19 protein-coding genes are annotated in these 24273 nt (G+C 65.5%); 5 read left to right on the top strand and 14 right to left on the bottom strand.

Features of this window, described 5'->3' with window-relative positions; all coding sequences use genetic code 11:
• Positions 1 to 5: 5 nt before the first annotated feature.
• Both ACK8OU_RS08695 and ACK8OU_RS08690 read right to left on the bottom strand, forming a co-directional pair.
• Positions 6 to 842, bottom strand: a complete 837-nt coding sequence (locus tag ACK8OU_RS08695) for an alpha/beta fold hydrolase (RefSeq protein ID WP_410302985.1) — start codon at positions 840 to 842, stop codon at positions 6 to 8.
• Positions 835 to 2478: a GMC family oxidoreductase gene (locus ACK8OU_RS08690; protein ID WP_410302984.1), complete on the bottom strand. Its 1644-nt coding sequence runs from the start codon at positions 2476 to 2478 to the stop codon at positions 835 to 837. The genes ACK8OU_RS08695 and ACK8OU_RS08690 overlap by 8 nt, the downstream gene beginning before the upstream one ends.
• A 155-nt stretch (positions 2479 to 2633) precedes the next feature.
• Here ACK8OU_RS08690 and ACK8OU_RS08685 point away from each other — a divergent pair, with 155 nt between their 5' ends.
• Complete coding sequence (locus ACK8OU_RS08685) at positions 2634 to 3332, top strand: GntR family transcriptional regulator (protein ID WP_410302983.1); 699 nt, start codon at positions 2634 to 2636, stop codon at positions 3330 to 3332.
• Here the strand turns inward: ACK8OU_RS08685 and ACK8OU_RS08680 are convergent.
• The gene (locus tag ACK8OU_RS08680) at positions 3314 to 4252 is read right to left on the bottom strand and encodes a LysR family transcriptional regulator (protein WP_410302982.1); all 939 of its coding nucleotides are present in this window, start codon (positions 4250 to 4252) and stop codon (positions 3314 to 3316) included. The genes ACK8OU_RS08685 and ACK8OU_RS08680 overlap by 19 nt on opposite strands.
• Before the next feature lie 66 nt (positions 4253 to 4318).
• Between ACK8OU_RS08680 and ACK8OU_RS08675 the strand changes: the two genes are divergently transcribed.
• Entirely contained in the window at positions 4319 to 7165 is a 2847-nt protein-coding gene (locus ACK8OU_RS08675) for an FAD-binding and (Fe-S)-binding domain-containing protein (protein WP_410302981.1), read from the top strand.
• A 173-nt stretch (positions 7166 to 7338) separates the two neighbouring features.
• Here ACK8OU_RS08675 and ACK8OU_RS08670 read toward each other — a convergent pair whose 3' ends face one another.
• The 11 genes from ACK8OU_RS08670 to ACK8OU_RS08620 all read right to left on the bottom strand — a co-directional run bounded on the left by ACK8OU_RS08670 (position 7339) and on the right by ACK8OU_RS08620 (position 20130).
• Positions 7339 to 8316, bottom strand: coding sequence for an acyl-CoA dehydrogenase family protein (locus ACK8OU_RS08670; protein ID WP_410302980.1), 978 nt, complete (start codon positions 8314 to 8316; stop codon positions 7339 to 7341).
• Positions 8317 to 8321: 5 nt separating this feature from the next.
• On the bottom strand, positions 8322 to 9446 hold the full coding sequence (locus ACK8OU_RS08665) for an acyl-CoA dehydrogenase family protein (protein WP_410302979.1): 1125 nt from the start codon (positions 9444 to 9446) through the stop codon (positions 8322 to 8324).
• The gene (locus ACK8OU_RS08660) at positions 9446 to 10657 is read right to left on the bottom strand and encodes a CaiB/BaiF CoA transferase family protein (RefSeq protein ID WP_410302978.1); all 1212 of its coding nucleotides are present in this window, start codon (positions 10655 to 10657) and stop codon (positions 9446 to 9448) included. The genes ACK8OU_RS08665 and ACK8OU_RS08660 overlap by 1 nt, the downstream gene beginning before the upstream one ends.
• A gap of 11 nt (positions 10658 to 10668) precedes the next feature.
• Positions 10669 to 11961 (bottom strand): TRAP transporter large permease, encoded by a 1293-nt coding sequence (locus ACK8OU_RS08655; protein ID WP_410302977.1) that lies wholly within the window; start codon positions 11959 to 11961, stop codon positions 10669 to 10671.
• Positions 11962 to 11964: 3 nt separating this feature from the next.
• Positions 11965 to 12522, bottom strand: a complete 558-nt coding sequence (locus ACK8OU_RS08650; RefSeq protein WP_410302976.1) for a TRAP transporter small permease — start codon at positions 12520 to 12522, stop codon at positions 11965 to 11967.
• Between the two features lie 15 nt (positions 12523 to 12537).
• Positions 12538 to 13533, bottom strand: a complete 996-nt coding sequence (dctP, locus tag ACK8OU_RS08645) for a TRAP transporter substrate-binding protein DctP (RefSeq protein ID WP_410302975.1) — start codon at positions 13531 to 13533, stop codon at positions 12538 to 12540.
• A 64-nt stretch (positions 13534 to 13597) separates the two neighbouring features.
• On the bottom strand, positions 13598 to 15256 hold the full coding sequence (locus tag ACK8OU_RS08640; protein WP_410302974.1) for a urocanate hydratase: 1659 nt from the start codon (positions 15254 to 15256) through the stop codon (positions 13598 to 13600).
• On the bottom strand, positions 15249 to 16349 hold the full coding sequence (locus ACK8OU_RS08635) for a DUF917 domain-containing protein (RefSeq protein ID WP_410302973.1): 1101 nt from the start codon (positions 16347 to 16349) through the stop codon (positions 15249 to 15251). The genes ACK8OU_RS08640 and ACK8OU_RS08635 overlap by 8 nt, the downstream gene beginning before the upstream one ends.
• 13 nt (positions 16350 to 16362) lie before the next feature.
• Positions 16363 to 17586, bottom strand: a complete 1224-nt coding sequence (locus ACK8OU_RS08630) for a Zn-dependent hydrolase (protein ID WP_410302972.1) — start codon at positions 17584 to 17586, stop codon at positions 16363 to 16365.
• Complete coding sequence (locus tag ACK8OU_RS08625) at positions 17586 to 18968, bottom strand: dihydroorotase (RefSeq protein WP_410302971.1); 1383 nt, start codon at positions 18966 to 18968, stop codon at positions 17586 to 17588. Before ACK8OU_RS08625 ends, ACK8OU_RS08630 begins: the two co-directional genes overlap by 1 nt.
• Positions 18969 to 19128: 160 nt before the next feature.
• A complete protein-coding gene (locus ACK8OU_RS08620; protein ID WP_410302970.1) occupies positions 19129 to 20130 on the bottom strand; it encodes a LysR family transcriptional regulator in 1002 nt (333 codons plus the stop codon).
• A 285-nt stretch (positions 20131 to 20415) separates the two neighbouring features.
• Between ACK8OU_RS08620 and ACK8OU_RS08615 the strand changes: the two genes are divergently transcribed.
• The 3 genes from ACK8OU_RS08615 (at position 20416) to ACK8OU_RS08605 (ending at position 24227) form a co-directional block, all read left to right on the top strand.
• Positions 20416 to 20568 (top strand): hypothetical protein, encoded by a 153-nt coding sequence (locus ACK8OU_RS08615; RefSeq protein ID WP_410302969.1) that lies wholly within the window; start codon positions 20416 to 20418, stop codon positions 20566 to 20568.
• 394 nt (positions 20569 to 20962) lie between these two features.
• A complete protein-coding gene (locus ACK8OU_RS08610) occupies positions 20963 to 21943 on the top strand; it encodes a TAXI family TRAP transporter solute-binding subunit (protein ID WP_410302968.1) in 981 nt (326 codons plus the stop codon).
• 58 nt (positions 21944 to 22001) lie between these two features.
• Positions 22002 to 24227, top strand: a complete 2226-nt coding sequence (locus ACK8OU_RS08605; protein WP_410302967.1) for a TRAP transporter permease — start codon at positions 22002 to 22004, stop codon at positions 24225 to 24227.
• The last annotated feature ends 46 nt before the right edge of the window (positions 24228 to 24273 follow it).

Here is a 24273-nt window from a genome sequence, read left to right as displayed (position 1 = left end):
CCCGCTTACTTGAGAAATTCTAGGATCAGCCAGTTGACGTGATCCGGTCGGTCAAGCGGCACCCAATGGCCCGCCCCATCCACGCGTTCGTACTGCCAGCCGTTTTCGACCCATTTGTCCGAGCCGATCATGCGGATTTCCTGCAACAGCACGTCATCCTTGCCAAAGATACCCAACGCCGGCCCCTTCACCGATCCGACGTCCATTGGCAACGCAAAGCCGTTGGCCGGGGAATAGTTGGCCCGATACCAGTTCATCGCCGAGGTCAGCGCACCCGGACGGGCAAGATCGGCAATCCAGCGCGACGTTTCGGGATGGTTGCGAACCAGTTGCCGGAACAGCGAAAAGTTGTTCCGCGCGATCGCCTCTTCGGCAACGCCGGCGAACTGGAAGAAGAAAACGTACCAGCTTTTCTCATTGCCTTCGATGGTGCGGTTGAACTTGGGATGCCCCGATGAGATGGGAACGAAACGATCCACCCGCTCAGGGTGGCTGGAGGCCAGTGCCCACCCCACGTTCGCGCCCCAGTCGTGGCACACGACATGCGCCTTTTCGATGCCAAGGTGATCCAGCACACCGATCGCGTCACCGACAAGGGTCTGCATCAGATAGGCTTCGACCTCTTGTGGTCTGTCGCTGTCGCCAAAACCGCGCTGATCGAAGGCGACGACACGAAAGCCGGCGGCAGCCAGTGTCTGCATCTGATGACGCCACAGTTCCCACCCATCGGGAAATCCGTGTAGAAACAACACCGCAGGACCTGTCCCGCCGCCATCGACCAGATTGATTTCGATATCTCCGATGCGGACTTTTTTCTGAAGAGACTGAAAATGTTCAAACATGTGCCGGCTCCTCCCGGTGACGGGGTGTACAGTTCGCCGCCCTGCGATCCTCCTGGATCAGGTCGGCCGCCTTTTCGGCGATCATGAAGACCGCGTTCTGGATATTACCCGAAATGATGTCCGGCATGACTGAGGCATCCACCACGCGCAGCCCGTCGATCCCCTGCACACGCAGGCGCGGGTCGACGACCGCCTGATCATCGCTGCCCATGCGGCAGGTGCCGCAGGCATGATAGATTGTCTGGCCATCGCGCCGCGCGAACTCCAGCCACTCGGCGTCACTTTGAATCGCGGCGCCGGGGCTCAGTTCCTGTGCACGAAAGGCGTTCATGGCTGGTTGTTCCATGACGGTACGGGTGATCTTCATGCCCGCCACCATGCAGGTGCGATCGTATTCCGTGTCCAGGAAATTGGGCCTGATCGCAGGCATGTCGCCAATATCGCCCGACCGGATATGCACCGTTCCGCGCGACGTGGGTCGCATCTGGCTGACACCAACGGTCATGCCCGGTTCCCGGTCCAGCTTGCGTTCGGAAGCATCGGCATAACTGGCATGCATGAAGAACAGCTGCGTATCGGGATGTACCGCCCGGGGATGCGCGGCAAAGAAGCCATGCGCCAGGCCCGTCGCATAGGTCAGGATTCCGCGCCGGGCGATCGCGTATTGTGCCACCGCAGCCGCCAGTCGTAACCCGCGCGTCTGTTCGTTCAGCGTCACCGGCTGACTGACACGCCAGTTCATGCGGGTGCAATAATGGTCGATGTAATTTGCACCAACACCCGGCAGCGCATGGCGCACCTCGACCCCCCGCGCGGTCAGGATCGCCGGATCGCCGATGCCCGACAGTTCAAGGATCTGCGGGCTGTGAAGCGCACCAGCCGCCAGGATAACCTCTGCGGCGCAGAAATGTTGTTCCGCCTGGCCACCCCGGCGCAAGGCAACGCCGACGGCACGACCGTCACGCAACAGAATCTGGTCGACCAGCGCGCCGGTGATGACCTTGAGATTGGGCCGTGACAACGCTGGCTTTAGATAGGCATCTGCGGCGCTGACCCGGCGACCCGCCTTCTGGTTGACCTGATACCAGCCGAACCCGTTCTGGTCGGCGCCGTTGTAATCGGGATTCAGCGGATAGCCGGCATCCTGACCCGCCCGGATGAAGGCTTGTGCGATTTCGGGTCGGTCGGCCACCGGCATCACCGGCAGCGGCCCGGCCTGCCCGCGCAGCCCGTCGGGATCATCGTCGGCAAAGGTTTCGACCCGCCGGAAATATGGCAGAACATCCTGCCAGCCCCAGCCCGAGGCCCCCAGGTTGCGCCAGTTGTCATAATCTTGCGGCTGGCCGCGCACCATTATCATCCCATTGATAAGCGTCGAACCGCCCAGCCCCTTGCCCTTTGGAATGGAGATGACACGGCCCAGGGTGCCTTCCTCTGGTTCGGTTGCCAGGCGCCAGTTGTGGCGCGTATTGACCAGCAATTTGGTAAACCCGGCAGGAATGCGCACCCAGGGGCTTTCGCGCCCGGGACCCGCCTCGATCACAAGTACCCGGCAGGCCGGATTTTCGGTCAGCCGCGCCGCCAGGATGCAACCGGCAGTTCCGCCTCCGACGATGATGTAATCAGGTTTGCTCATGCGGCCACTTTCTGTGATTCAGATAGCATCGAGATTGGGGGGTGATCGGGTGCGATCAGATCAGGAACATGTGCGCAAAAGACCGGAACAGCGTTGCGCACCGCGCTGGTTTGAGTTATTTGTTATAACACATAAAACACAACAAGGACGATCCAATGTCAAGTGCCGATGATGGAAATAATGGCGAACGCCATGGCGGCCAGGATTGGCGGCAGCCGCTTCAGCGCGAAAACCTGAGCGACATGGCATATTTGGCTGTCCGCGATGCGCTGATGCGCGGGCTGCTGAAGCCAGGCGAAAAGTTGCGGCTGCGACCGCTTTCGGAACAGTTTGGCATCAGCATGACGCCGATGCGCGAAGCCCTGTTGATGCTGGTTTCAAAGGATGTACTGGCACTGGATTCGCGGGGCACGGTGATTGTGCCCTTCCTGTCACGCAAAGGCCTGGCCGAAATCCACGAAGTTCGCGTGTTACTGGAAGGGCACGCCGCAGCAACCGCCGCGCTTGTGGCCGAACCGGACGCCATCGCTGAACTGGAGAGTATTCACGAAAGCCTGACCGCCGCGCAAGAGAACGGCGATTTCGAGCTGGCGGTAAAGATGAACACCGATTTTCATCTGACCCTGTGCCGGGCGGCGGGCCTGACGATCATCACCGAAGTGGTAGAGATGATGTGGATGCGTTGCGGCCCGATCCTGTCACATCTGTACGATGGCGGGTCGCCCTTTGACGGCGTGCACCCCCATGTCATGCTGATTGAAGCCCTGCGCCAGAAAAACGCCGATGGCGCGCGCAAGGCGATGGAGGAAGACATCATCCGCGGCGGCGAGAAGCTTTATCGCATGGTCCGCTGATCGTCTCTGCCATCTGGCAGATGCCGTTCCAGCGCGTCGCGGAAAGCCTGCGCCGCAACGGAAAGCGGTCGGCGCGCCGATTGCACAAGGAACAACGTGCGCCATAGCGGCAGGTCATCGATCGGGCGAAAGCAGATCGTGGGGTCGCGGAACAGCAAGACCGCATCGCGCGGCAAAAGCGCCACACCCATGCCGGCGCGGATCATGCTCAGCTGGGCAACCGTGGAATAGGCGCGCAGCCTGGGGGCCAGCATCTCTGGTGGTAGCAGGCCGCTGTTGTGCAGCAACCGGGTGGTGCCGGTGTTCGCATCCAGTCCGATCAGGGTTTCGGCGGGAATGTCGTACAGGTGCAGCCGCTGTTGACGCAGCAGCGGGTGATCGGCGCGGCAGGCCAGACCAAACGGATCGTGCGTGATCGTGCGCTGTGTCAGTTCATTGGTCTGTTCGGCACGGCCGGCAACCGCCAGATCCAGCCGCCCGTCGGCCACCATGGCCGCCAGATTCTCGGCAAGGTCATCGTGCAAAACGCAGGCGATCCCCGGATGGGCCGACAGGAACTGCGCAAGGACCGGCGCAACCAGCCCGGAAATCGCCGAGGGCGCCGCACCCACCGCCAGCGAACCGCGTTCCATGCCGGCACTTTGACGCAAACGGGTGATCGCGCGGTCCATGCCATCAAGGAACGGTTCGGTGTCGGCCAGGAATTCACGCCCCAGGGGGGTGATCGCAGGCGGCCGCGTGGCGCGATCGAACAGCGGCGCGCCGATCTGCGCCTCCAGCTGGCGAATCACTTCGGACAGGGCCGACGGCACGATTCCCAGCGCCGAGGCCGCCGCACTGAAGCTGCCGTGCTGCACGATGCTGTGCAGCGCCCGGACGTGGCGCAGGTTTATATTCAGATTTTCAGAATTTACCTTCATTTCTTTGTATTATTATGAACTTTCTGAATGTGGTTCAATACCGGGATCGAACCACAGGAGATTTCGATGCTGGACACCCCGGTCGCCGCCCTTGCCCCCGATCTGGTCACGCGCCTTGCGGGGGCTTTGCACCAAGCCGGATTCGGCGGCGAGGTTGAGACCGACAGCGCGCTGCGCGCAGCTATGGCGACCGACAATTCGGTGTACCGGCTGATGCCCGACCTGATCGTGGCGCCGCGCGACAGCGATGATCTGGTTACCTTGTTATCGGTGCTGGAGCGGCAGGACTTTGCGGAAATTCCACTGACAGCGCGTGGGGGAGGCACGGGGACCAACGGCCAAAGCCTGAATAGGGGTATCATCGTCGATCTGCGACGGCACATGAACGGCCTGATCGCACTGAATGCCGAAGAGGGCTGGGCGGATGTTCAGCCGGGCATGGTGCTGGACGACCTGAACGACCGTATTCGTGATACCGGCTGGTTCTTTGCGCCCGAGGCGTCGTCCTCGACGCGCTGCACCATTGGCGGCATGGTGTCGACGGACGCATCGGGCAAGGGCTCGCGCATATACGGCAAGACTTCGGACAATATACTGGGGCTGGAGATCGCGCGGCCCGAGGGGCTGCTGTCAAGCCTGGCGCCGACGCCCGACTGGGCATTGCCGATGCTGCACAAGGCCGAGGCCGCTGCCAGAAGTGGCCGACAGGCGTTCATCGACAACACTCCGCAGCTGAACCGGCGCTTCACCGGCTATGATCTGGAACGCGCCTGCGGCGATGACGGGCGCTTTGACTGGTGGCGCCTGTTCCCGGGGGCCGAAGGCACGCTGGGCCTTGTCAGTCGTATCCGCGTAAAGCTGCGCCGGATAGAAGCGGAAAAGCGGTTGATTGTGGCCTGCTTTGACAGTTTTCGCGCGGCGCTGGCGGCGGCTGTGCCGTTGGTCGCGGCCGATCCGACGGCGATCGAGGTCATGGATGAAACCGTGCATGCCATCGCGGATGCGGCGGGCATTCTGAATCGCCTGCCGGCGCCGCTGCGCGTGTCGGACGGCCAGCGGGTCGCGCTGGTCTTTATCGAGATCAACGGCAGCACTCCCGCCGCAGTGGATGCGCGTGTGCGGCATTGCCGCCAGATCCTGTCGGAGTTACCCGGCGCGGGGGCCCTGCATATCGCCGCCGATCTGGCCGAAATCCGCGAACTATGGGCCATACGGTCTGCCGGCGTCGGGCTGCTGGCCAAGATCGACGGCACCGCCAGGCCGGTCGCCTTTGTCGAGGATACAGTGGTTCCGCCCGAAAACCTGCTGGCCTTCGTCGATGAATTCCTGGAAGTTCTGTCGCGGCATGGGCTGGGCTTTGGCATCTACGGCCATGTAGACGTGGGGTGTCTGCACATCCGGCCTGCACTGAACCTGGACAGCGATGGCGACCGCCAGCGGCTGTCGGACATTTCGGACAGCATCTTTGCGCTGACCCGCAAACACGGTGGCATTCTGTGGGGCGAACACGGCAAGGGCGTGCGCGGCGCTTATCTGCAAGACTGGATCGGCCCCGAAGCCTATCGCGCCTTGCAGGAGGTCAAGGCCGCTTTTGACCCGCGCGGCCGCTGCAACCCCGGCAAGCTGGTCAGTTCGGGCCGACCCGTCATGGGAATCCTGACAACGCCGTTCCGGGCCTTCAACGCGCCCGATGACGACCCGCTGGTCAGGGCTTTCCGCTGCAATGGCAACGCGCAATGCCTGAGCTATCGCAAAACAACCCCGATGTGCCCCAGTTTCAAGGCAACCGCCGACCTGCGCCACAGCCCCAAGGGCCGGGCCGATGCCCTGCGCGACTGGCACGCGGCAAGGCGTGGCGATGCGCCGGATCTGGCCGCATGCGAAGCCGATCTGATGCGGGTTCTGGATAGCTGCCTTGGCTGCAAGGCTTGCGCCTCGGATTGCCCGGTACAGGTCGATATTCCGGCCATGCGCAGCGCATTTCATGCCGACTATTTCAAGCGGCACGCAAGGCCGCTGTCCGATCGGCTGGTGCTTGCCACCGAACGGCACAGCCGCCTGATAGCGCGGATGGTGCCGGCATTGGCACCGTTCTGGGCGCTGGCAGCCCGGGTGGGTGAATGGATGACAGGCACTGTGGACATGCCGGCACGGCTGGCCAAGGCACCGCCACGCGATACCCGGCTGTGTGTGGCAGATCTGCGCCGGCCCCTGCCCGATGGCACCGTCATTCTGGTGCAGGACTGGTTCACCACACTGTTCGACCCCGGGTTGCAACGCGATGTCATCGCAGGGTTTCGCGCCCTTGGGTATAGGCCGCGCCTGCTTGACATGCACCCTGCCGGCAAGGCCGCGCATACGGGCGGCGATCTGGTGGGATTTCGCCGGATGGCCGGACGGCTGGCCGCGGTGCTGCATGCGGCGGCCGCAACCGGCGCCCCCCTGATCGCCATCGAGCCTGCGCTTGGCATGATGCTGCGGCAAGAATATCGCAAGGCCGGAATTGACCTGCCGCCGGTGCTGATGCCGCAAGAGTTCCTGAGCGCCGAGATCCGGTCAGGCCGCGCGATGCCCCGCGCCCTGCGCCCCGCCACGGCAAAGCTGTTCGGCCATTGCACCGAGAACACCGCGTTGCCACAGAGCGCACGGCAATGGACCGAGGTTTTCGGCGCTATCGGCGCCGAACTTGCAACCCCTGCGACGGGGTGCTGCGGCATGGCCGGGCTGTTCGGGCATCAGAAGCGCCATCAGGAAATCTCGGTCAGGTTGTTCGACCTGTCCTGGCGGCCCGAAGTTGCCGACGAAGGGGTGGGCGTGGCGACCGGGTTTTCCTGTCGCTGCCAGACCGAACGCCTGGCGGGAAAAACCCTACGCCACCCGCTGGGCCACTTGGCAGAGCTGCTGGCCCGCTGACCGCGACCGAGAAGGGGCTGAACACCCAAGGCGGGGCACAGGATCACCATTGCGGACTGAGGCCTGCATGACGTGCCAGAGACGATCGGTTACCGGCGCCACGCCTTCCGTTTGCGCACCCTCAGCCCCTCTTCTGGGTCGAGCCTGCAGATCCGGTTGATGCCTGAGGGTTCTCAGGCCACATTCCCTTGATGGTATCTGCTGACAGGCCCGGCCTCGTTGCGCAGGATGCGTTTGACATAGGCGCCGACCCGGCATTCCTCGGTCATGCCGATCCCGCCATGCATCTGAATCGCCTCTTCGGCGATCTTCGCACCCGCGCGGCGCGCGCAGTCCCATGCCGCCGTCGCCAGCCGCGCGGCATCGGCGCGCGCTGCCGTGGCCGCCATCGCCGCGGCCATGGTCAGCGCGCGGGCCTCTTCCAGTGCCACGAACATGTCCACCAGACGGTGCTGCAAGGCCTGGAACGCGCCAAGCGGGCGGCCGAATTGCTGGCGTGTGCGCACATAGTCCAGCGTCATGTCCATCAGCGCCTGCATCGCGCCCAGATGATCGGCCGCCGCGGCGATGCGGGCCGCCGTATCCAGCCGCCCCTCAAGTGCGGCGGGAAGGGCAAGGCTGCGCAGCCCGGTCGGATCGACCCGAAGATTGCCGCGTGACGGGCCGTCGCGCCGAAGCGCCGCCGCCCCGGCAAGCGCGACATGGCCCTGCCCGCCCTTGCGATAGCGCAGCAGGACCAGCCCGATTTCCGGCCCCTCGGGCACCCCCTCCAGAACCAGCGCCCCGGCGGCGGGCGGCGCGTCCAGATACGCGCTATGCACCGCCAGATCACCGGCCAGGAAGTGCTCCAGCCAGTCCGCGCAATCGGCCTCGCCCTCGTCGGCGAGGGCCGCAAGCGCCAGGGCCGGCACCACCGCCGCATCGCGCCACGACAGCGCCGACAGCGCCGCCCCAAGGCTTTCGGCGATCAGCATCGGGCCGACAAGTCCCATGCCGAAGCCGCCCTGCGCCTCGGGCGTGGCCGCCGCGTGCCACCCCATCGCAACCGCATGCCCCCAGTCCTGCGCCGCATCGCGCGGCGCCTCGGCCTGGACAAAGCGCAGCAGGCTGTCGTGCAAAAGCCGTTCGGTTTCGTTCAGTTCAAAATCCATGCCCCTCAGCCCCCCAGCCCCAGCACGGCCTTGGCCATGACATTGCGCTGAATTTCGTTCGAACCGCCCCAGATCGTCAGCTTGCGCAGGTTCAGCCACATCTCTTCGGCATTGTGCAAAACATCGGGCAGCGGGCCGCGCGTGGCCCGTGCCATGTCCAGCCGCAACCGCGAGATCGCCTGCGCGATCTCGGTTCCGCGGATCTTGAGCGCCGAGGCGCGCGGTCCCGGATTCTGCCCGGCATTCATCGTCGAAAGCAGCCGCAGCTCCAGATATTCCAGCGCCAGCAGATCGGTATCTAGCCGCGCGATGCGGTCCGCGAACGCGCCCGCCGCATCCAGCACCCGAAGCGCCTCAAGGTCGCGGCGCGACCGGGCGGCACCGGACATGATGAACCGCTCATGCTCCAGCAGGACCTTGGCATAGGTCCAGCCGCCGCCCTCCTCTCCGATCAGGTTTTCGGCGGGCACCCGGACGTTATCAAGGAAGACCTCGTTGACCTCGGCATCGCCGTCGATGGTGCGGATCGGCCGCACGGTGATGCCGGGCGATTTCATGTCGATCAGCAGGAAGCTGATCCCGGCCTGCGGCTTGACGCTGCGGTCGGTCTTGACCAGGCAGAACATCCAGTCCGCCCATTGCGCCCATGTCGTCCAGATCTTCTGCCCGTTGACCACATAGCTGTCGCCATCGCGTTCGGCAAAGCTGCGCAGCGCGGCAAGGTCGGACCCGGCCTGCGGCTCGGAATAGCCCTGGCACCACCAGGCGCGGTTCTGCCGGATGTCGGGCAGGAAACGCTCTTTCTGCGCGGGCGTGCCATAGGTGAAGATGATCGGCCCCACCATCGTGATGCCGAACTGCACCGGCGGCGGGGCATAGGTCGCGCCATAGGCCTGCTCATACAGGTAGCGCCGCGTGGGCGAAAAGCCCGGCCCGCCATATTCGGCCGGCCAGCCTGCCGCGAACCAGCCATGACGCACAAGAACGTCCTGCCAGCGGACATAATCGGCGCGCTCCAGCACCTCGTTGCGGCGCACCTTTGCCGCGATGTCGGGGGGCACTTCGCGGGCCAGCGTGTCGCGCACCTGCGCGAAGAAGGCCTGATCCCCGGCGGAGAATGCAAGATCCATCAGTCGGTCTCCTTCAATGCCGAGACGAGATCCACGAAAGCGGCGATCCGGGCCTGGTCCCAGCCCGCCACGGTGGCAAGGATCTCGGCGGTGTCGGCGCCCAGATCGGGGGCCGGGGCCTGCGCGCCGCGCGCATAGCTTGCGAAAAGCGCGGGCTGTTCGGGCAGGTCGATCGCGCCAAGCGCGGCGGTTTCCCGGCGGCACAGCAACTGGCGCGCGGCGATCTGCGGGCTGCGGGCGGCCTGCGCCAGATCCCAGATCGGCGCGGCGGGGATGCCCTCGGCCTCCAGCCGCGCGATCGCCTCGGCGGCGCCTAGCGGCGCGGCCCAGGCCTCGATCACGGCACGCAGCGCGGGTTCGTTCGCGCGCCGCGCCTGATCCGAGGCGAAACGCGGATCATCGGGCAGGTCCGGCGCACCGATCGCGGCCGACAGCTTGCGGAACAGCGCGCCATTGGCCACCGCCAGAACGAAATAGCCATCCCCCGCCCGATAGGCGCCGAAGGGCGCGGAAAGCGGATGGTTCGCCCCCGTGCGGGGCGGGGCCTTTCCGGTCAACTGGTATTGCGACAGCGCCGTGGGCAGAAGCGAGAACAGGCTGTCGAACATCGAGATGTCGATCCGCTCGCCCTGCCCGGTTCTTTCGCGGCGGAACAGCGCCGCGCAGATCGCCCAGGCCGCGTAAAGCCCCGGCACGGTATCGCCGATGGAATCGCCGGCGAAGACGGGCGGGCCGTCGGGCTCTCCGGTCACGCTCATGAAGCCGCTCATGGCCTGGGCCACCACGTCATAGCTGGGTCGCGCCGCCAGCGGGCCCGCCTGGCCGAAGCCCGAGATCGAGCAATGGATCAGGTCGGGGCGCAGCGCGCAAAGCGCCTCGGGGCCAAGCCCGAGGCGGGCGGCGACGCCGGGGCGGAAATTCTCCACCACCACATCGCAATGCGGCACCAGATCGGCAATGGCCGCCTGCCCCGCCGCGGATTTCAGATCGGCGCAGAGGCTTTTCTTGTTGCGGTTGATCAGCTCGAAATTGATCGAGCGGCCGTTGCGCATCGCCCCCATATGGCGCTGATCGTCGCCCGCGGGGCTTTCGATCTTGATCACCTCGGCGCCGATATCGGCCAGAAGCGCGGTGCAGAACGGCCCCGAAAGCACCCGCGTGAGGTCAAGTATCCTCACGCCGTCCAGAGGGCGGCGGGTCACAGTGTTCATGTCAGGTTCCTTCAGACGAAGACCAGCATCAGGCTGGGAAACAGCAAAAAGATCGCGATCCGCACCACATCGACCACGATGAAGGGCACGATGCCGCGATAGATCTGCGCCAGTTTCAGGTCCGGCCGCATGCCGTGCAGCACGAAGATGTTGATGCCGACGGGGGGCGTGATCATGCCGATTTCGATGATCATCACGTTCATGATGCCCCACCAGACCGGATCGCAGCCAAGCTGCCCCACGACCAGCGGAAAGACGAAGGGCATGGTCAGGATCATCGCCGCCATGGCGTCGAAAACGCAGCCAAGCGCGATGTAAAGCACGATCACCACCGCCACGATCAGCATCGGCGGCAGATCAAGCCCGCCCACCCAGGCCACCGTGGCCGCAGGCAGCCCCGACAGCGTCAGGAAGCTTTTGTAGATCTCGGCGCCGATCAGGATGAGGTAGATCATCCCGATATTCGAGGCCGCGCGGATCAGCGTCTGCACGAAATTCTCGCGCGTCAGGCGGCGGCGCAAGAGGCAGGCGACAAAGACCAGCAGGACGCCCACCGCGGCCCCCTCGTTCACCGTGAAGACGCCCGAATAGATGCCGCCCAGCATCACGCCCGCCACCATCAGCGTCAGCCGCGCCTGCCCCGTGGCCGAGGCCCGCTCGCGCCAGGTGGCGCGGGGCAGGACCTGCCCGTCGCCGGGGTTCCACAGCATGAACATGCGGATTGCCACGAAATACAGAAGCACCGCCGCGATGCCCGGCACGATGGCCGCGCGGAACAGGTCCAGCACGCTTTGCTGCGTCAGGATGGCATAGACCACCATGATCACCGAGGGCGGGATAAGCGAGCCGAGCGTGCCGCCCCCCGCGATCGACCCCGCGATCAGCGCATCGGAATAGCCGCGGCGCCGCATCTCGGGCAGCGCCACCTGCACCATGGTCGCGGTGGTGGCCACGGACGAGCCGCAGATCGCGCCGAACACCGCGCTGGTGCCGACCGTCGTCATCGCCAGCCCGCCGCGCAGATGCCCGAACCAGGCGTGGGCCAGGCGGTAGATCTCGTTCGACAGGCCCGCCACGATGGCAAAGCCCCCCATCAGGATGAACAGCGGAATGACGATCAGATCCTGCGAGGACAGCGCCTGCACCGTCGCCGTCCCGAACAGCGAAAAGACCGAGGCATGGGCATCGAGAACCAGCGTTCCCACCGCCCCCACCAGCGCCATCGCCGCCGCGATCGGCACGTTGAGCAGGATCACCGCAAGCAGGACCACAAGCCCCAGTGCACCGACAAGAATTGAAGACATGGGTTACTCCATTTCGCCGGCGCTGTGCGGCAGGGGTTCGGGCTCGGTTCCGGCAAGCATCCGCGCGATCTGTTGCACACAGACCAGCACCTGAATGACCACGCCGATCCACAGGCAGGCGCAGGCGATGGCGAAGGCGGGCCAGCGGGGGATCTCCAGCAGCCAGGTGGTTTCACCCGAGCGCCACAGATCGGCGGTATAAAGCCCCAGCCACCAGGACATGAGCGCGAACATCGTCAAAAGCAGCAGCGCCCCCGCCGTCTCAAGCGTTTCGCGCAGCCGCCAGGGCAGGGCCTGGGCTATGAAGCGCACGGTGATCGCGCTGCGCGTGGCCAGCATCGCCGGCAGGCAGGCGGCAACCGCGACGATGCCAAGGGGGGCATATAGATCGGACAGCCCGTCCATCCCCCAGCGTCGCAGCACCGTGTCCAGCCCCGGCAGCGCATCGCGCAGCGCCAGAACCGGACCCGTGCGCAACAACACTTCCAAAAGCACCAGCCCGGTCACCGCAAGCAGGGCGGTAAGGCCGATCACTGCGATCATGTTGGCCAGTTTCAGCACCGCCCCGCCCTCCGGTCACATGCCAAGCGCGGCGCGCGCGGCCGCAAGGATCGCCGGGTTTGCGTCGGAGCGGGCTTCCCAGTCCTCGGCAACCTCGGCCAGAACCTCGTCGGCATGGGCAAGGTCTTCGGCGCTCAGCTCGACGAAGTGGTGATCGCCCGCTGCCTCAAGGCGCGCGGTCACATCGGCGGTCTGCTGGTCCATGTTGCGGCCAAGCTCGGTCGTGTACCACTCGCCCTTGATCTGGTCGATCGCGGATTTCGCCTGTTCGGGAAGGCTGTCATAACGCGCCTTCGACATCCCGAACAGCACCGCGAAAGACCCCAGCGGCAGGTTGGTCACATGGTATTTCAGCAAATCGCCCACACCGAAGTTGTAAAGGTTGCCCGTATCGACAAGCGCCCCGTCGATCAGCCCGCGGCTGACATTCTCGGCCATCGCGTTGGCGGCGATGTTCGAAACGGGAACCGCGCCAAGGCGGCTGACGATCTGCGCCTGGGTCTTGCCCGAGACGCGCAGCTTCAGCCCGCGCAGGTCGGCCAGACCCTCGATCGGGTCCTTGGTGTGGATGTAGTAGGGCCCCGATTGCAGCATGCCAAGCGCCACCAGATCATCCATCCCCCCGATCAGGCCGTCCTCGATCAGCTTGATGCTGGCAAGCGCACCGTCCGAGTTGCTTTTGGCAAGGTTGGGCAGTTCGAACACGTCCAGCCCGCTGATGCGGCCGGGCGTGTAGGGGATCGGGATCTCGGCAATATCGGCCACGCCGTCCTGCACCAGTTTCAGCTGCACCTCGCCGCCCGACACCAGCGAGCCGCCGGGATAAAGCTCGATCTTCAGCGTGCCGCCCGAAAGCTCATCGGCCTTTGCCACCAGCGCGGGCGCCGAGAGCGCATTGTTCACCGTCGCCGCGGGCAGGAAGGACGAATATTTCAGCGTCACCGTATCTTCGGCAAGGACCGGCGTGGCCATCAGCATGGCGGCCGTCACGAATTTCGCAAGTTTGGACATCTTGGTTCCCCGTTGTCGAATGTTGGCGGCAGCAGGCGGCTTATGTCGCCTGCCACCCGTTCTGTCAGGTCGGAATGTGACCGATCTTATTTTTCCGGGCCTCGTCGAGCGCCTCGGGATATCCTGCATCGGCATAGCGCACGACCCCCAGCGCGGTGTCGTTGCTCAGCGCGCGGTCCAGCCGCAGGTCGGCGGCATCGGTTCCGTCCGCGATGACCGTCACCCCGGCCGAGGTCATGTAGCCGGCATAGCCGCCCCCGCCCGAATGCACCGCGACCAGATCCGCCCCCGACGCGCAAAGCGTCATCGCATCAAGCAGCGGCCAGTCTGCCACCGCGTCCGATCCGTCGCGCATGTTCTCGGTCATGATGTTCGGGTGGGCCATGCCCCCCGCATCAAGGTGATCGCGCGAGAACGCGACCGGACCGGCCAGCGTGCCATCGGCCACCAGCGCGTTCACCGCGCGCGCAAGGGCCGTGCGTTCGCCATGGCCCAGCCATGCGATGCGTGCGGGCAGCCCCTCGAAGGGCACATGGTCGCGCGCAAGACGGATCCAGTTCGTAACGATGGCGTTCTGCGGGAACATTTCAAGCACCAGATCGTCGATCCGGGCAATGTCCGACGGCTCGCCCGACAGCGCCATCCAGCGGAACGGGCCGATGGCGCGGGCGAAAAGCGGGCGCAGATAGGCCTCGGTGAAGATCGGGATGTCGAAGGCATCTGCAACCCCGCCCTGCTGGGCCTGCGTGCGGATCAGGTTGCCGTTGTCGAAGACCTCGGCGCCGCGCTTCTGGAATTCGAGCATGGCCGTCACATGGCGCGCGATGCTTTCGCGCCCCGCCGCGATCAGCTCGTCCGGGTTCTGTTCGCGCAACCGGCGCACCCGCTCCAGATCATAGCCCGCGGGCACATAGCCGAAGACGAGATCGTGGGCCGAGGTCTGATCGGTGACGATGTCGGGCGTGATGCCGCGCGCGGCAATCTCGGGGTAGATCTCGGCGGCGTTGCCCACAAGGCCCACCGACAGCGCCCGCCCCTCGGCCTGCGCGGCGGCGATCCGGGCAAGTGCGGCATCGAGGTCGGGCGCGATCTCGTCGAGAAAGCCGATCTGCTGGCGCATCCGCGCGCGTTCGGCATCGACATCGACGCACAGGATCGCCGCCCCCGCCAGCCGCCCGGCCAGCGGCTGCGCGCCGCCCATCCCGCCAAGCCCGGCGGTCAGGATGAAACGGCCCTTCAGGCTGCCCTCGAAGCGGCGCTCGGCGATGCGCATGAAGATCTCGTAGGTGCCCTGGATCACGCCCTGGCTGCCGATATACTGCCAGGCGCCGGCGGTCAGCCCGCCCCAGCAGATCAGGCCCTTGCGCTCCAGCTCGTAGAAGGTGTCGGCCTTGGCCCACTGGCCCACGATGTTGCAATTGGCCATGATGACCTTGGGCGCGGCGGTTCCGGTCTTCAGCCGCGCCACGGGCTTGCCGGACTGGATGATCAGGGTTTCGTCCTCTTGCAGATCGCTCAGCGTCTGCACGATGGCCGCATGCGCGGGCCAGCTGCGCGCCGCCTTGCCAAGGGCGGCATAGACGATCAGCTTCTCGGGCGCCTCGCCCACGGCAAGGACGTTCTCCAGAAGCCGCAGAAGCCCTTCGCTGCGCCAGTCGGCCGCGCGCATTTCGGGGCCGCCGGGGATCGGGAAATCGGGGTGACGCGGGTTCGGCTTAGCCATTTTGGCCCTCCAGCGCATAGGTTGCAAGATCAATGCCCATGGCCTTTTCCACCGGCGGATAGACGGCCGGGTCCAGAACGCCCGCCCCCAGCGGGATCAGTGTCTTGGGCACATGCAGGATATGAACGCGCATGCCCACCCGAAGCTGACCCACGGACAGCGGCTCGGCCTCGGCCGACAGGGTGGTGATGACATCGGGGAAGCTGGCGATGCGGTTGCCGCCGGCATCGTCGATCGCCATGTATTCGTTCATGACATGCAGCGTCAGCGCCTTGTCGCCGTGGCCCACGACGACCTGCCCGATATCGAAGGCCTCGTTGGTATAGCGCACGTCCTTGCGGGTGATCTCGGCCTCGATCAGGATCGCGCCGCGGGTCTTTTCCACGATCGCGTCGATCATCGCGCCCGGCCCCTTCGGCTCGGCCGCAAGGATCGCCTGCCCCAGATCAAGCGCCATCGAGATCCCGCCAAGGGCCGCGTTCTGCGCCACATAGGACGCGCGCAGCGGGTTGCGCGCCGAGGCGATGAACCCGCCCGACATGTCCGACGCCGTGCGCAGCACCGGCGAGACCTTGGCCGTCGCGCCCCGCACCACCAGTTCGATATAGCGGTTCTCGGCGCGGTTGCCGCCCACCGCCGTCTGGATCATCTGCGCGTCCGACCCCGCCATCCCGATCGAGCCCATGTCGCCCGTCGGATGGGCGCGGATGTCGCCCACCGCATCGACCACCTTGCAGCCCAGGATCGCGGCCGGCAACCAGCCGTTCAGCGTCGAGGATTTGCCGTTCTGGCCCACCATCAGCCCCGCGACCGGGGTTCCCAATGCCTCGTTGAGAAGCCGCACCGCCTTGACGTAATCGACGCCCTGCATCTCCCAGGGGGTGGTCGAGGCCGGCGCGCCGATGGCTGCGGCCGTAGCGATCCAGTCCTCTTCGCGCAGCTCGTCGACCGAGACCAGCTCGGGCGTGCCCGCCCCCACCGCGGCATAGCCCAGCCTGCGGCCATGATCGGCCCATCCGCCGCCGCCCGCGGCATAGACCGAGCCGCCACGAACCGCGGGTTCCACATCCTTTTCGGTAAGTATCCGGCGCATCCTGTTCTCCTGCTTATGCCTGATCGAGCGCGATGACCGCCTCGGCCAGCACCTCCGCCCCAAGGGCGATATCGTTCGTTTCGGCCCATTCCTCGGGGCAATGAGAGCGCCCGCCCCGGCACGGGACAAAGACCATCGCGGCGGGGGCGATGCGGGCCATGAAGGCCGCATCGTGCCCCGCCCCGGACACCATGCGCCGGCCGCTTGCGCCGCAGCGCCCGGCCGCCGCGCCCAGCAGATCGACCAGCCCCGCATCCATCGCCACCGGGGGATTGTCGGACAACACCTTCACCTGCGCCGACACGCCTTCGGGCAGCGCACCCGCACGGGCCGAAAGCCAGCCCAGGAACCCCTGCATCTGTTCGCGTTCTGCCGCACGGGCGTCGATCAGCATGCGCGCCCGCGAGGGGACGACATTGGCCGCGCCGGGTTCGATGGCGAACTCGCCCACCGTCGCGGTGAAATGGCTGGTCGCTTCGGCGCGGCGGCGGGCCTCGGCCTCGATCGCGCCGACCAGCGCGGCGGCCGCGACCAGCGCATCCGCCCGGCCGGTCATCGGCGTGGTGCCCGCATGATCGGGCCGCCCGTCGATGACGATCTCGATGCGCGTGATCCCGGCGATGGCCGTGACGATGCCGATATCCTCGGGGCTGTTCTCCAGCACCGGCCCCTGCTCGATATGCAGCTCCAGAAAGGCCCTTACATCGTCGCGCGGGGCGATGCGCGCGGCATCCCCGCCGACATCGCCAAGGGCGCGGGCCAGGTCGCGGCCCTCATGGTTCAGCGAAAGCCAGTCCTGCGGCAGCACGCCCGCCATCGCGCGTGAGCCGATGCAGGACACGCCAAAGACCGAGACCTCCTCGGCCAGGAAATCAGTCACCACCAGATCGTGGCGCAACCGGATGCCCCGCTCTTGCAACGCGCGCGCCACCTCAAGTGCGACGATCACCCCGGCGATCCCGTCGAACCGGCCGCCATCGGGCACCGTGTCGGAATGCGACCCCAGCATGATCGCGCCGCAGCCCGCGCTTCCGGCCAGCCGGCCCAGCAGATTGCCCCCCGCATCGACCGAAACCGCAAGCCCGGCCGCGCCGAAACGGGCGCGCAGCCAGTCCCGGCCCGCATCGAAACGCGGCGAAAAGGCGCGCCGGGTCCAGGGCCGGCCGGGATCGGTGATCGCGGCCATGGCCTGAAGATCGGCCTCGATCCGCGCGGGGCTGACACGAAGGTTGCGCATCAGTGCACCGGCTTTCTGAGCGCCAGCGGAAGGCCCGGCCGGACGAACCGCCCCGAGCCGGGCGCGGCCAGAACCTCGGCCCCGTCGAAGACCTGCGCGCCGCGCCGCCAGCTTGCCGCCACCGTCCAGGGCAGCTCGATCCCGTCATAGGGCGACCACCCGGCCACCGAATGGCGCGACGCCGCGCCCTGATAAACCCGCGACACGGGTTCAAGCACGACAAGATCGGCGTCGCGGCCGACCGCGATCCCGCCCTTGCGGTCGTCGATGCGGAAATGCCGCGCGGGGTTTTCGGCCAGAAGCCGCGCCGCCCAGGTCAGCGGAATGCCGCGCGCCTCGGCGCCCTTCACGAACAGCGGTACCATCACCTCAAGGCCCGGCACGCCCGAGGCGTTGCGCAGCATCTCGGGGTCGGTCTTGCGCTCCTCGGTCCAGCTGACGTGATCGGTGGACACCATGCTGACATTGCCCGCCGCGACCTGCCGCCACAGCGCCTCGACCTCGGCGCGCGGACGGATGGGCGGGTTGATCTTGGCCTTGCCGCCCAGTCGGGCGACATCGTTTTCCTCGTCCAGCACCAGATAGTGGATGCAGCATTCGACGGTGGCGTGATGCCCCTCGTCGCGGTAGCGCCGCGCGATCTCGTATCCGCGCGAAAGCGAGCAATGCACCACATGCGCGGGGCAGCCCGTCGCGGCGCCGGTTTCATAGATCTGCAACAGCGCGAGGATCTCGGTCATTGGCGGGCGCGACAGGCCATGCGCGCGCCAGTCGGTGATGCCCGAGGCCGCGACCGCGGCCATCGCCTCGCGTACGAAGGCGTCGTCCTCGTTGTGCACGCCCGCCGCAAGGCCGGTGCGCGCCACGGCGGCAAAGCAATCCATCAAAAGCTGCGGCGGGATGCGCGGAAATCGCTTCGGATCGGTCCCGAAGGTCGAGAATTTGAAGGCCGCAACCCCGGCCTCGGCCTGCTCGGCAATCCGCGCGGGGCCGTCCTCGGGCGCGATCGTGCCGTACAGGGCCACATCCACGCGGGCCTCGGCCTCGGCCTCGGCCGCCTTGCGCCTGACCGCCTCGGCCGAACAGACCAGATTGCCTTCGTCATAGGGCATGTCGACGATGGTGCTGACCCCCCCTGCCGCCGCCGCCGCGGTCGAGGCCGCGAACCCCTCGGCGCCGCGTTGCGACAGGGAATGGACCTGCGCATCGACTGCGCCGGGCAGGATCAGCGCGCCGCCCAGATCATGCCGTTCCCGCGCCGCAGGGGCCGCCCCCTGGCCAAGCATCGCCACACGGCCATCCCGCACGGCGACAAAGCCGCCCTCGACCTCGCGGTCGGTCAGAATTACCCGTCCTGTCAGAACCAGATCGAAGTCGGACACGTTCGCACACTTTCATTGCCAGTGGATGACAGAAGGCTAGCGAGCCGAAAGAGAAGATGGCATATCCCAAAATGTGAACACCCGATGCGATGTTACGCGCAGCGCATTCGGCGGGCCGGAATCCGGGCGGGAAAGATCGGGCACAAGGCCCCCTTTCCCGTCAGAACAGTTCCAGCAATCTGTCAATGAAACGAAGGCTTTGCGCATCGGTGCGCGAAATCAGCGAGAGCGACTGCAAATAGCCGGTGGGCAGGATCCTGCGCTGCACATCGACCCCTTTGGGAAGGATCAGCGATGCGGGAAGGATCGAATTCACCCCCTGATACAGCACCGCGTTCAGCGTGACGGGAACCGAGTCGATTTCCATCAGCGGGATCCGCCGGCGCCAGTCCGGGCCGCAGACATCCTCAAGGAACTGGGTCGATCGTTGCCGCAACCCGCTGCGCAGGCTTTGCATCGCCATGGGGCGGCGCGACAGCGCCTCAAGCAGGCCCGGATCGGTTGCCTCGTCGGGAAGCTCATGGCCGAACAGCGCCAGCCGTCCGGCCAGGAAAGGCGTGCAGTGATAGCGCCGCTCGACCGTTTCGCCATCCAGCAGGACCGCATCGAAACGCCCCTCGTCCAGGCCCGCCATCAATTCCTCGGCCGTGGCCGAGGCCACCAGCAACGAGGTGCTGTAACGGTGGTGCCATTGCAGCGAGACGCGCGCCATCATGTCCGCGATCTCGCTATGCGCGCCCGACGGGATGACCGAGCCGAGCGAGCGTTCGCGCAGGCTGCGCTCAAAGCGTATGTCCGAGGCCGCGCGCAGGCGGTTCCAGCTTGTGCGGATATCCTCGATCGTATCCATGAGCGCGACTCCGGCCGGTGTGGGCCTTGTGCCCTGCGGGGTGCGCAGCAGGAACTGGCGCGCAAGGCGGGCCTCGATCTGGGTGACGGTGCGCGTCAGTTGCGGCTGGCCCATCCTGAGGATCTGCGCGGCCTTGCGGATGCTGCCGCTGCGCAGCACCTCTTGCAGGCGGAACAGCGCCTCGAAGGTGACCGGGTTTTGCAGCGCGGCTTCCACAGGGGCCTCGGGGCTTAAATGATAAACCCTGCGGCACAAAAGGGCGAGCTTGTGCAACTGCGGCCGGATTTGTTCGGCCTGTATAGACAAAGACATTCCCGAATGACCGCGCCGGACCAATGCGACCGACAGTTCTTTTTCCAATCGCGCAAGCGCCGCAGCGACAGTCGATGGCGGCGCCACACTCAGCCGCCCCGCGGCCCTTATACCGAATTGCTGCAGAACCACATCGCACAATAGTATTGTTGAGAGACGCATTACAGGCTCGTCCTCGAAAAGGGGCTGTCACTGGACTGTGGGAAGTTATGCGCGAAAATGCGTGACGCGTGGTCAGACAACTGCCTGAAGCTGGCGGATCCAGTCCAGAATTCAATCCCTTGTATGATCTTGCGGCTTTTCACCAATGGCGGCGTCTGGAACGGCATGGCTATCCTGATCGGTGTCTATGATTCCCTCAGCATTCTGGCGGGAATGATCGGCTTTACCATGCCTCAGACGCTGATTGCCGCCTACGGGTCTATTCCGCCCGCCTGAAGGTTTTTTGACGCGGATCGCAGCGCGGCCGTCGCCACCGGGTGGCAGTGATCCACGTTGACAAGCCTTGGAAGAACGCAGCCGCGCGGGGCGAGGCACAGCCTATGGCCGCGGGCGCTATCGGCGTGCGCAGCTGCGACACGGGCGGGCCGGTGAAATAACCCTCATGCGGGCGCGCGGTTGTGGGTTGTGGTTGCTGTGGTTGGCGCCATCGATCCCGCGCCGGATAGTGTTAGATCAGGTTACAAAAATGGAAATAATTTATAGGTAATGATAGTCCATCTTTTCACCTAATCTGTTTTCGCACATCTGCAAGCTCCATGAGCTTCAGAAGCCTAGGTGGAGGACCTAGAGGAGTCGATCTTGGGCAACCGGCCCAGTCAGGGAGAAAAACATGAAAATGAAGAAGCGCGTTCTCGGCGCCGTCGCGGCCATGGTTTTTTGCGGGGGTGTCGCGCATGCCCAAGCAAGGGAGGGATGGCCTGCCGATATCAAGATCGGCACCGCCAGCCAGGGTGGCACCTTTGCGATCGTGGGCAGCGGACTGGCCAGCCTGCTTAACGACAAGCTGGGGGTGAACGCCTCGGCCGAGATCACAGGCGGGCCGGTGCAGAACGTCACCCTGCTGCAGACCGGCGAACACCAATTGGCGCTTACGACGCTTGGCCCGGCAAAAGAAGCGTGGGACGGGGTCAGCCAGCTGGCGCCCGGCCTTGAACACCATGACCTGCGCGCGCTGCTGCCGATGTATGTCACCCCGTTCCAGACGATCGCGCTGAAATCCGCAGGCATTGCCTCGCTCGCAGACATGGAGGGCAAGCGGGTCAACTTCGGCCCCGCCTCGGGCACGTCGGGAACCTATTTTCCGCAGATCTACGACGCGCTCGGCCTCAAGGCCCGGGCGAGCTTTTCCGGCGGCGCCGATGCGGCGGGCCAGCTGACCGACGGGCTGATCGACGCGATCTCGTTTGCCGGCGGCGTGCCGATCCCGTTCTTCTCGCAACTGACGGTCGAGGCCGATGTCACGATGTTCGGCCTGACCGAAGACGAGCGGGCCAAGGTGCTCGTGGCGCTTCCCGCGCTCTCGGAATTCACGATCAAGGCTGGCACCTACAGCGGGCATGACTACGATCAGCCCACGGTCGGGATCTGGAACTTCGTGCTGGCCAATGCCGCGATGCCCGAGGATCTGGCCTACGAAATCACCAGGACCGTGCTTGAAAACAACGATTACATGAAGCAGGTGCATTCGGTGACCAGCGACATGATCGCCGAAAACTGGGCCGCGAACAAGGTAATCCCCTTCCATCCCGGCGCCGCGCGCTATCTGCGCGAGAAAGGCTATGACGTCCCTGATTCCATGATTGGACAATGACCTCATCCGGCGGGCGTCATTGCCCGCCACCTTTCACCATTCCCAATTGGAGCATCCGATGAACGATCATCCGGAACGGTCCGGTGCCAACGGCCCGGGCGACGGCGTGCGACAGACACCGCCCCCCACCCCGCCCGCCGAGGCCGCGCCCGTGATCCTCGCATCGGGTACCGATATCGAGGCGACCGCCGCAAACGAGCGCATCTTCGGATCACACCGGGCGCTTCTGTTCGCCGCGCTGTGTATTCTCTATACCGGCTTTCACCTGATCGTGATGAACGCCTATCCGCTGGAACAATGGACCTATCGGATCGTGCATATCGCGGGCGGGCTGGTTCTGGGCTTCCTGCTGATCGCGCCCAGACGCTGGGGGGATCAGGACGACGGACAGGCGGTGCCGCTTCCGCAGCGTCTGATCTTCCTGGGCAGTCTTGCACTCGTCGGTGTGGCGCTTGCGACGCAGCTTTATGCCACCGTCGTGCATCTGGCCGATCCGATGCAGCGCATGCCCGGTTTCGTGATGAACGGTTACGGGCCCATTCTGCTGGCCGGGGTCGTGCTGGCGATGATCGGCTGCTGGCCCATCGCCGGGGGGCGGCGCGATCGTTTCCATTGGTGCGATGTCGCGCTGGCCCTGGCCGCGGTGACGGTCGGGCTCTACCTGATCGACAATCTGACGATCATCCGCATGCGCGCGGGCACACCGCTGGCCACTGCGGGCGATATCTATGCCGCCGCGATCGGCGCGCTGCTGATCGTTGAACTGACCCGGCGCGTTGCAGGGCTTGCCCTTGTAATCATCGCCAGCGTCTTTCTGGTCTATTGCTTTGTCGGGCCCTGGATGCCGGGCTTTCTGAACCACAGCGGCTATCAATTCGGCCGGGTCCTGACCTATATCTATTCGGACAACGGTATCCTGGGCCCGACGACGGCCATGTCCTCGACCTATATCATCCTGTTCGTGACCTTCGCCGCCTTCCTGCAGGCCTCTAAGGTGGGCGACTATTTCGTCAACTTCGCCTTTGCCGCGACGGGCCATGCCCGGGGCGGCCCGGCCAAGGTGGCGGTCTTTGCCAGCGGCCTGATGGGCATGATCAACGGCACCTCGGCCGGGAACGTGGTTTCGACCGGATCGCTGACCATCCCGCTGATGCGCCGCGTGGGCTATCCCCGCCAGACCGCCGCCGCGGTCGAGGCCGCCGCTTCGACCGGCGGACAGATCATGCCGCCGATCATGGGCGCCGGGGCCTTCATCATGGCCGAGATCACCGGCATCCCCTATTCCGAGATCGTCATCGCGGCGATCATCCCCTCGGTGCTCTATTTCGCGTCGATCTATCTGACGGTCGACTTCGAGGCGATGAAACGCGGCATGAAGGGGTTACCAACCGAAGAACTGCCGAAATTCGCGGTTCTGGTGCGGCAGGTCTATCTGTTCATCCCGATCGTCATCCTGATTTATGCGCTGTTCATGGGGTATTCGGTGATCCGCGCGGGCACGCTCGCGATGGCCGCAGCGGCGGTGGTGAGTTGGCTGACCCCGAACCGGATGGGGCTGCGCGCGATCCTGCATGCGCTGGAACTCGCCGCCCGGATGTCGATCCAGCTGATCGCGGTCTGCGCCTGTGCGGGCATCATCGTCGGTGTCATTTCGCTGACCGGGGTGGGCAGCCGCTTCGCCTCGATCCTGCTGTCGGTCTCGGCCAACAGCCATGCGCTGGCGCTGTTCCTGGCGATGATCCTCGCGATGATCCTGGGGATGGGAATGCCGACGACGGCGGCCTATACGATCGCAGCTTCGGTCATCGGCCCCGGGTTGGTGCAATCGGGAATCGAGCCGCTGACCGCGCATTTCTTCATCTTCTACTTTGCGGTGATGTCGGCGATCACACCCCCGGTCGCGCTTGCGGCCTATGCCGGGGCGGCGCTGGCCGGATCGAACCCGATGAAGACGAGTGTCGAGAGCTTCCGCATCGGGCTTGCGGCCTTTCTCGTGCCGTTCATGTTCTTCAACTCGCCCGCGTTGCTGATGCAGGGAAGCTGGCTTGACATCGCCCATGTCGCGGTCACCGGCCTGATCGGGATCGTGATGCTGGCTTCGGCCATCAGCGGCTATTGCTACGATCGTCTGCCGATCGGTGCGCGCATCGCGATGTTCGTGGCTGCCGTCTCGATGATCGAGGGCGGGATTGTCACCGATCTGGCGGGGCTGGCCCTTGGGGGTGTTGTCCTCGCGTTCCAATTGCGGCGGCAGGCGCAGATCCCGCGCCAAGAGGCGGCCTGACCCCACGCCCGCGGTAAAACCCGAACGGCCCGCCACAGGCGGGCCG

It is taken from the genome of Pontitalea aquivivens (genome assembly GCF_046507575.1).
Classification (GTDB): Bacteria; Pseudomonadota; Alphaproteobacteria; order Rhodobacterales; family Rhodobacteraceae; genus Pontitalea; species Pontitalea aquivivens.
The sequence above is the reverse complement of the archived record's forward strand: the minus strand, read 5'-3'. Positions and strand labels throughout refer to the sequence as shown.

Excerpts from the sequence above, each read along its gene's own strand:
- ACK8OU_RS08695 (WP_410302985.1), bottom strand. The coding sequence starts at position 842 with ATGTTTGAACATTTTCAGTCTCTTCAGAAAAAAGTCCGCATCGGAGAT.
- ACK8OU_RS08655 (WP_410302977.1), bottom strand. The coding sequence starts at position 11,961 with ATGTCTTCAATTCTTGTCGGTGCACTGGGGCTTGTGGTCCTGCTTGCG.
- ACK8OU_RS08690 (WP_410302984.1), bottom strand. The coding sequence starts at position 2,478 with ATGAGCAAACCTGATTACATCATCGTCGGAGGCGGAACTGCCGGTTGC.
- ACK8OU_RS08615 (WP_410302969.1), top strand. The coding sequence starts at position 20,416 with ATGATCTTGCGGCTTTTCACCAATGGCGGCGTCTGGAACGGCATGGCT.
- ACK8OU_RS08630 (WP_410302972.1), bottom strand. The coding sequence starts at position 17,586 with ATGCGCAACCTTCGTGTCAGCCCCGCGCGGATCGAGGCCGATCTTCAG.
- ACK8OU_RS08665 (WP_410302979.1), bottom strand. The coding sequence starts at position 9,446 with ATGGATCTTGCATTCTCCGCCGGGGATCAGGCCTTCTTCGCGCAGGTG.
- dctP (WP_410302975.1), bottom strand. The coding sequence starts at position 13,533 with ATGTCCAAACTTGCGAAATTCGTGACGGCCGCCATGCTGATGGCCACG.
- ACK8OU_RS08660 (WP_410302978.1), bottom strand. The coding sequence starts at position 10,657 with ATGAACACTGTGACCCGCCGCCCTCTGGACGGCGTGAGGATACTTGAC.
- ACK8OU_RS08675 (WP_410302981.1), top strand. The coding sequence starts at position 4,319 with ATGCTGGACACCCCGGTCGCCGCCCTTGCCCCCGATCTGGTCACGCGC.
- ACK8OU_RS08620 (WP_410302970.1), bottom strand. The coding sequence starts at position 20,130 with ATGTCTTTGTCTATACAGGCCGAACAAATCCGGCCGCAGTTGCACAAG.
- ACK8OU_RS08680 (WP_410302982.1), bottom strand. The coding sequence starts at position 4,252 with ATGAAGGTAAATTCTGAAAATCTGAATATAAACCTGCGCCACGTCCGG.
- ACK8OU_RS08605 (WP_410302967.1), top strand. The coding sequence starts at position 22,002 with ATGAACGATCATCCGGAACGGTCCGGTGCCAACGGCCCGGGCGACGGC.
- ACK8OU_RS08640 (WP_410302974.1), bottom strand. The coding sequence starts at position 15,256 with ATGGCTAAGCCGAACCCGCGTCACCCCGATTTCCCGATCCCCGGCGGC.
- ACK8OU_RS08610 (WP_410302968.1), top strand. The coding sequence starts at position 20,963 with ATGAAAATGAAGAAGCGCGTTCTCGGCGCCGTCGCGGCCATGGTTTTT.
- ACK8OU_RS08685 (WP_410302983.1), top strand. The coding sequence starts at position 2,634 with ATGTCAAGTGCCGATGATGGAAATAATGGCGAACGCCATGGCGGCCAG.
- ACK8OU_RS08670 (WP_410302980.1), bottom strand. The coding sequence starts at position 8,316 with ATGGATTTTGAACTGAACGAAACCGAACGGCTTTTGCACGACAGCCTG.
- ACK8OU_RS08635 (WP_410302973.1), bottom strand. The coding sequence starts at position 16,349 with ATGCGCCGGATACTTACCGAAAAGGATGTGGAACCCGCGGTTCGTGGC.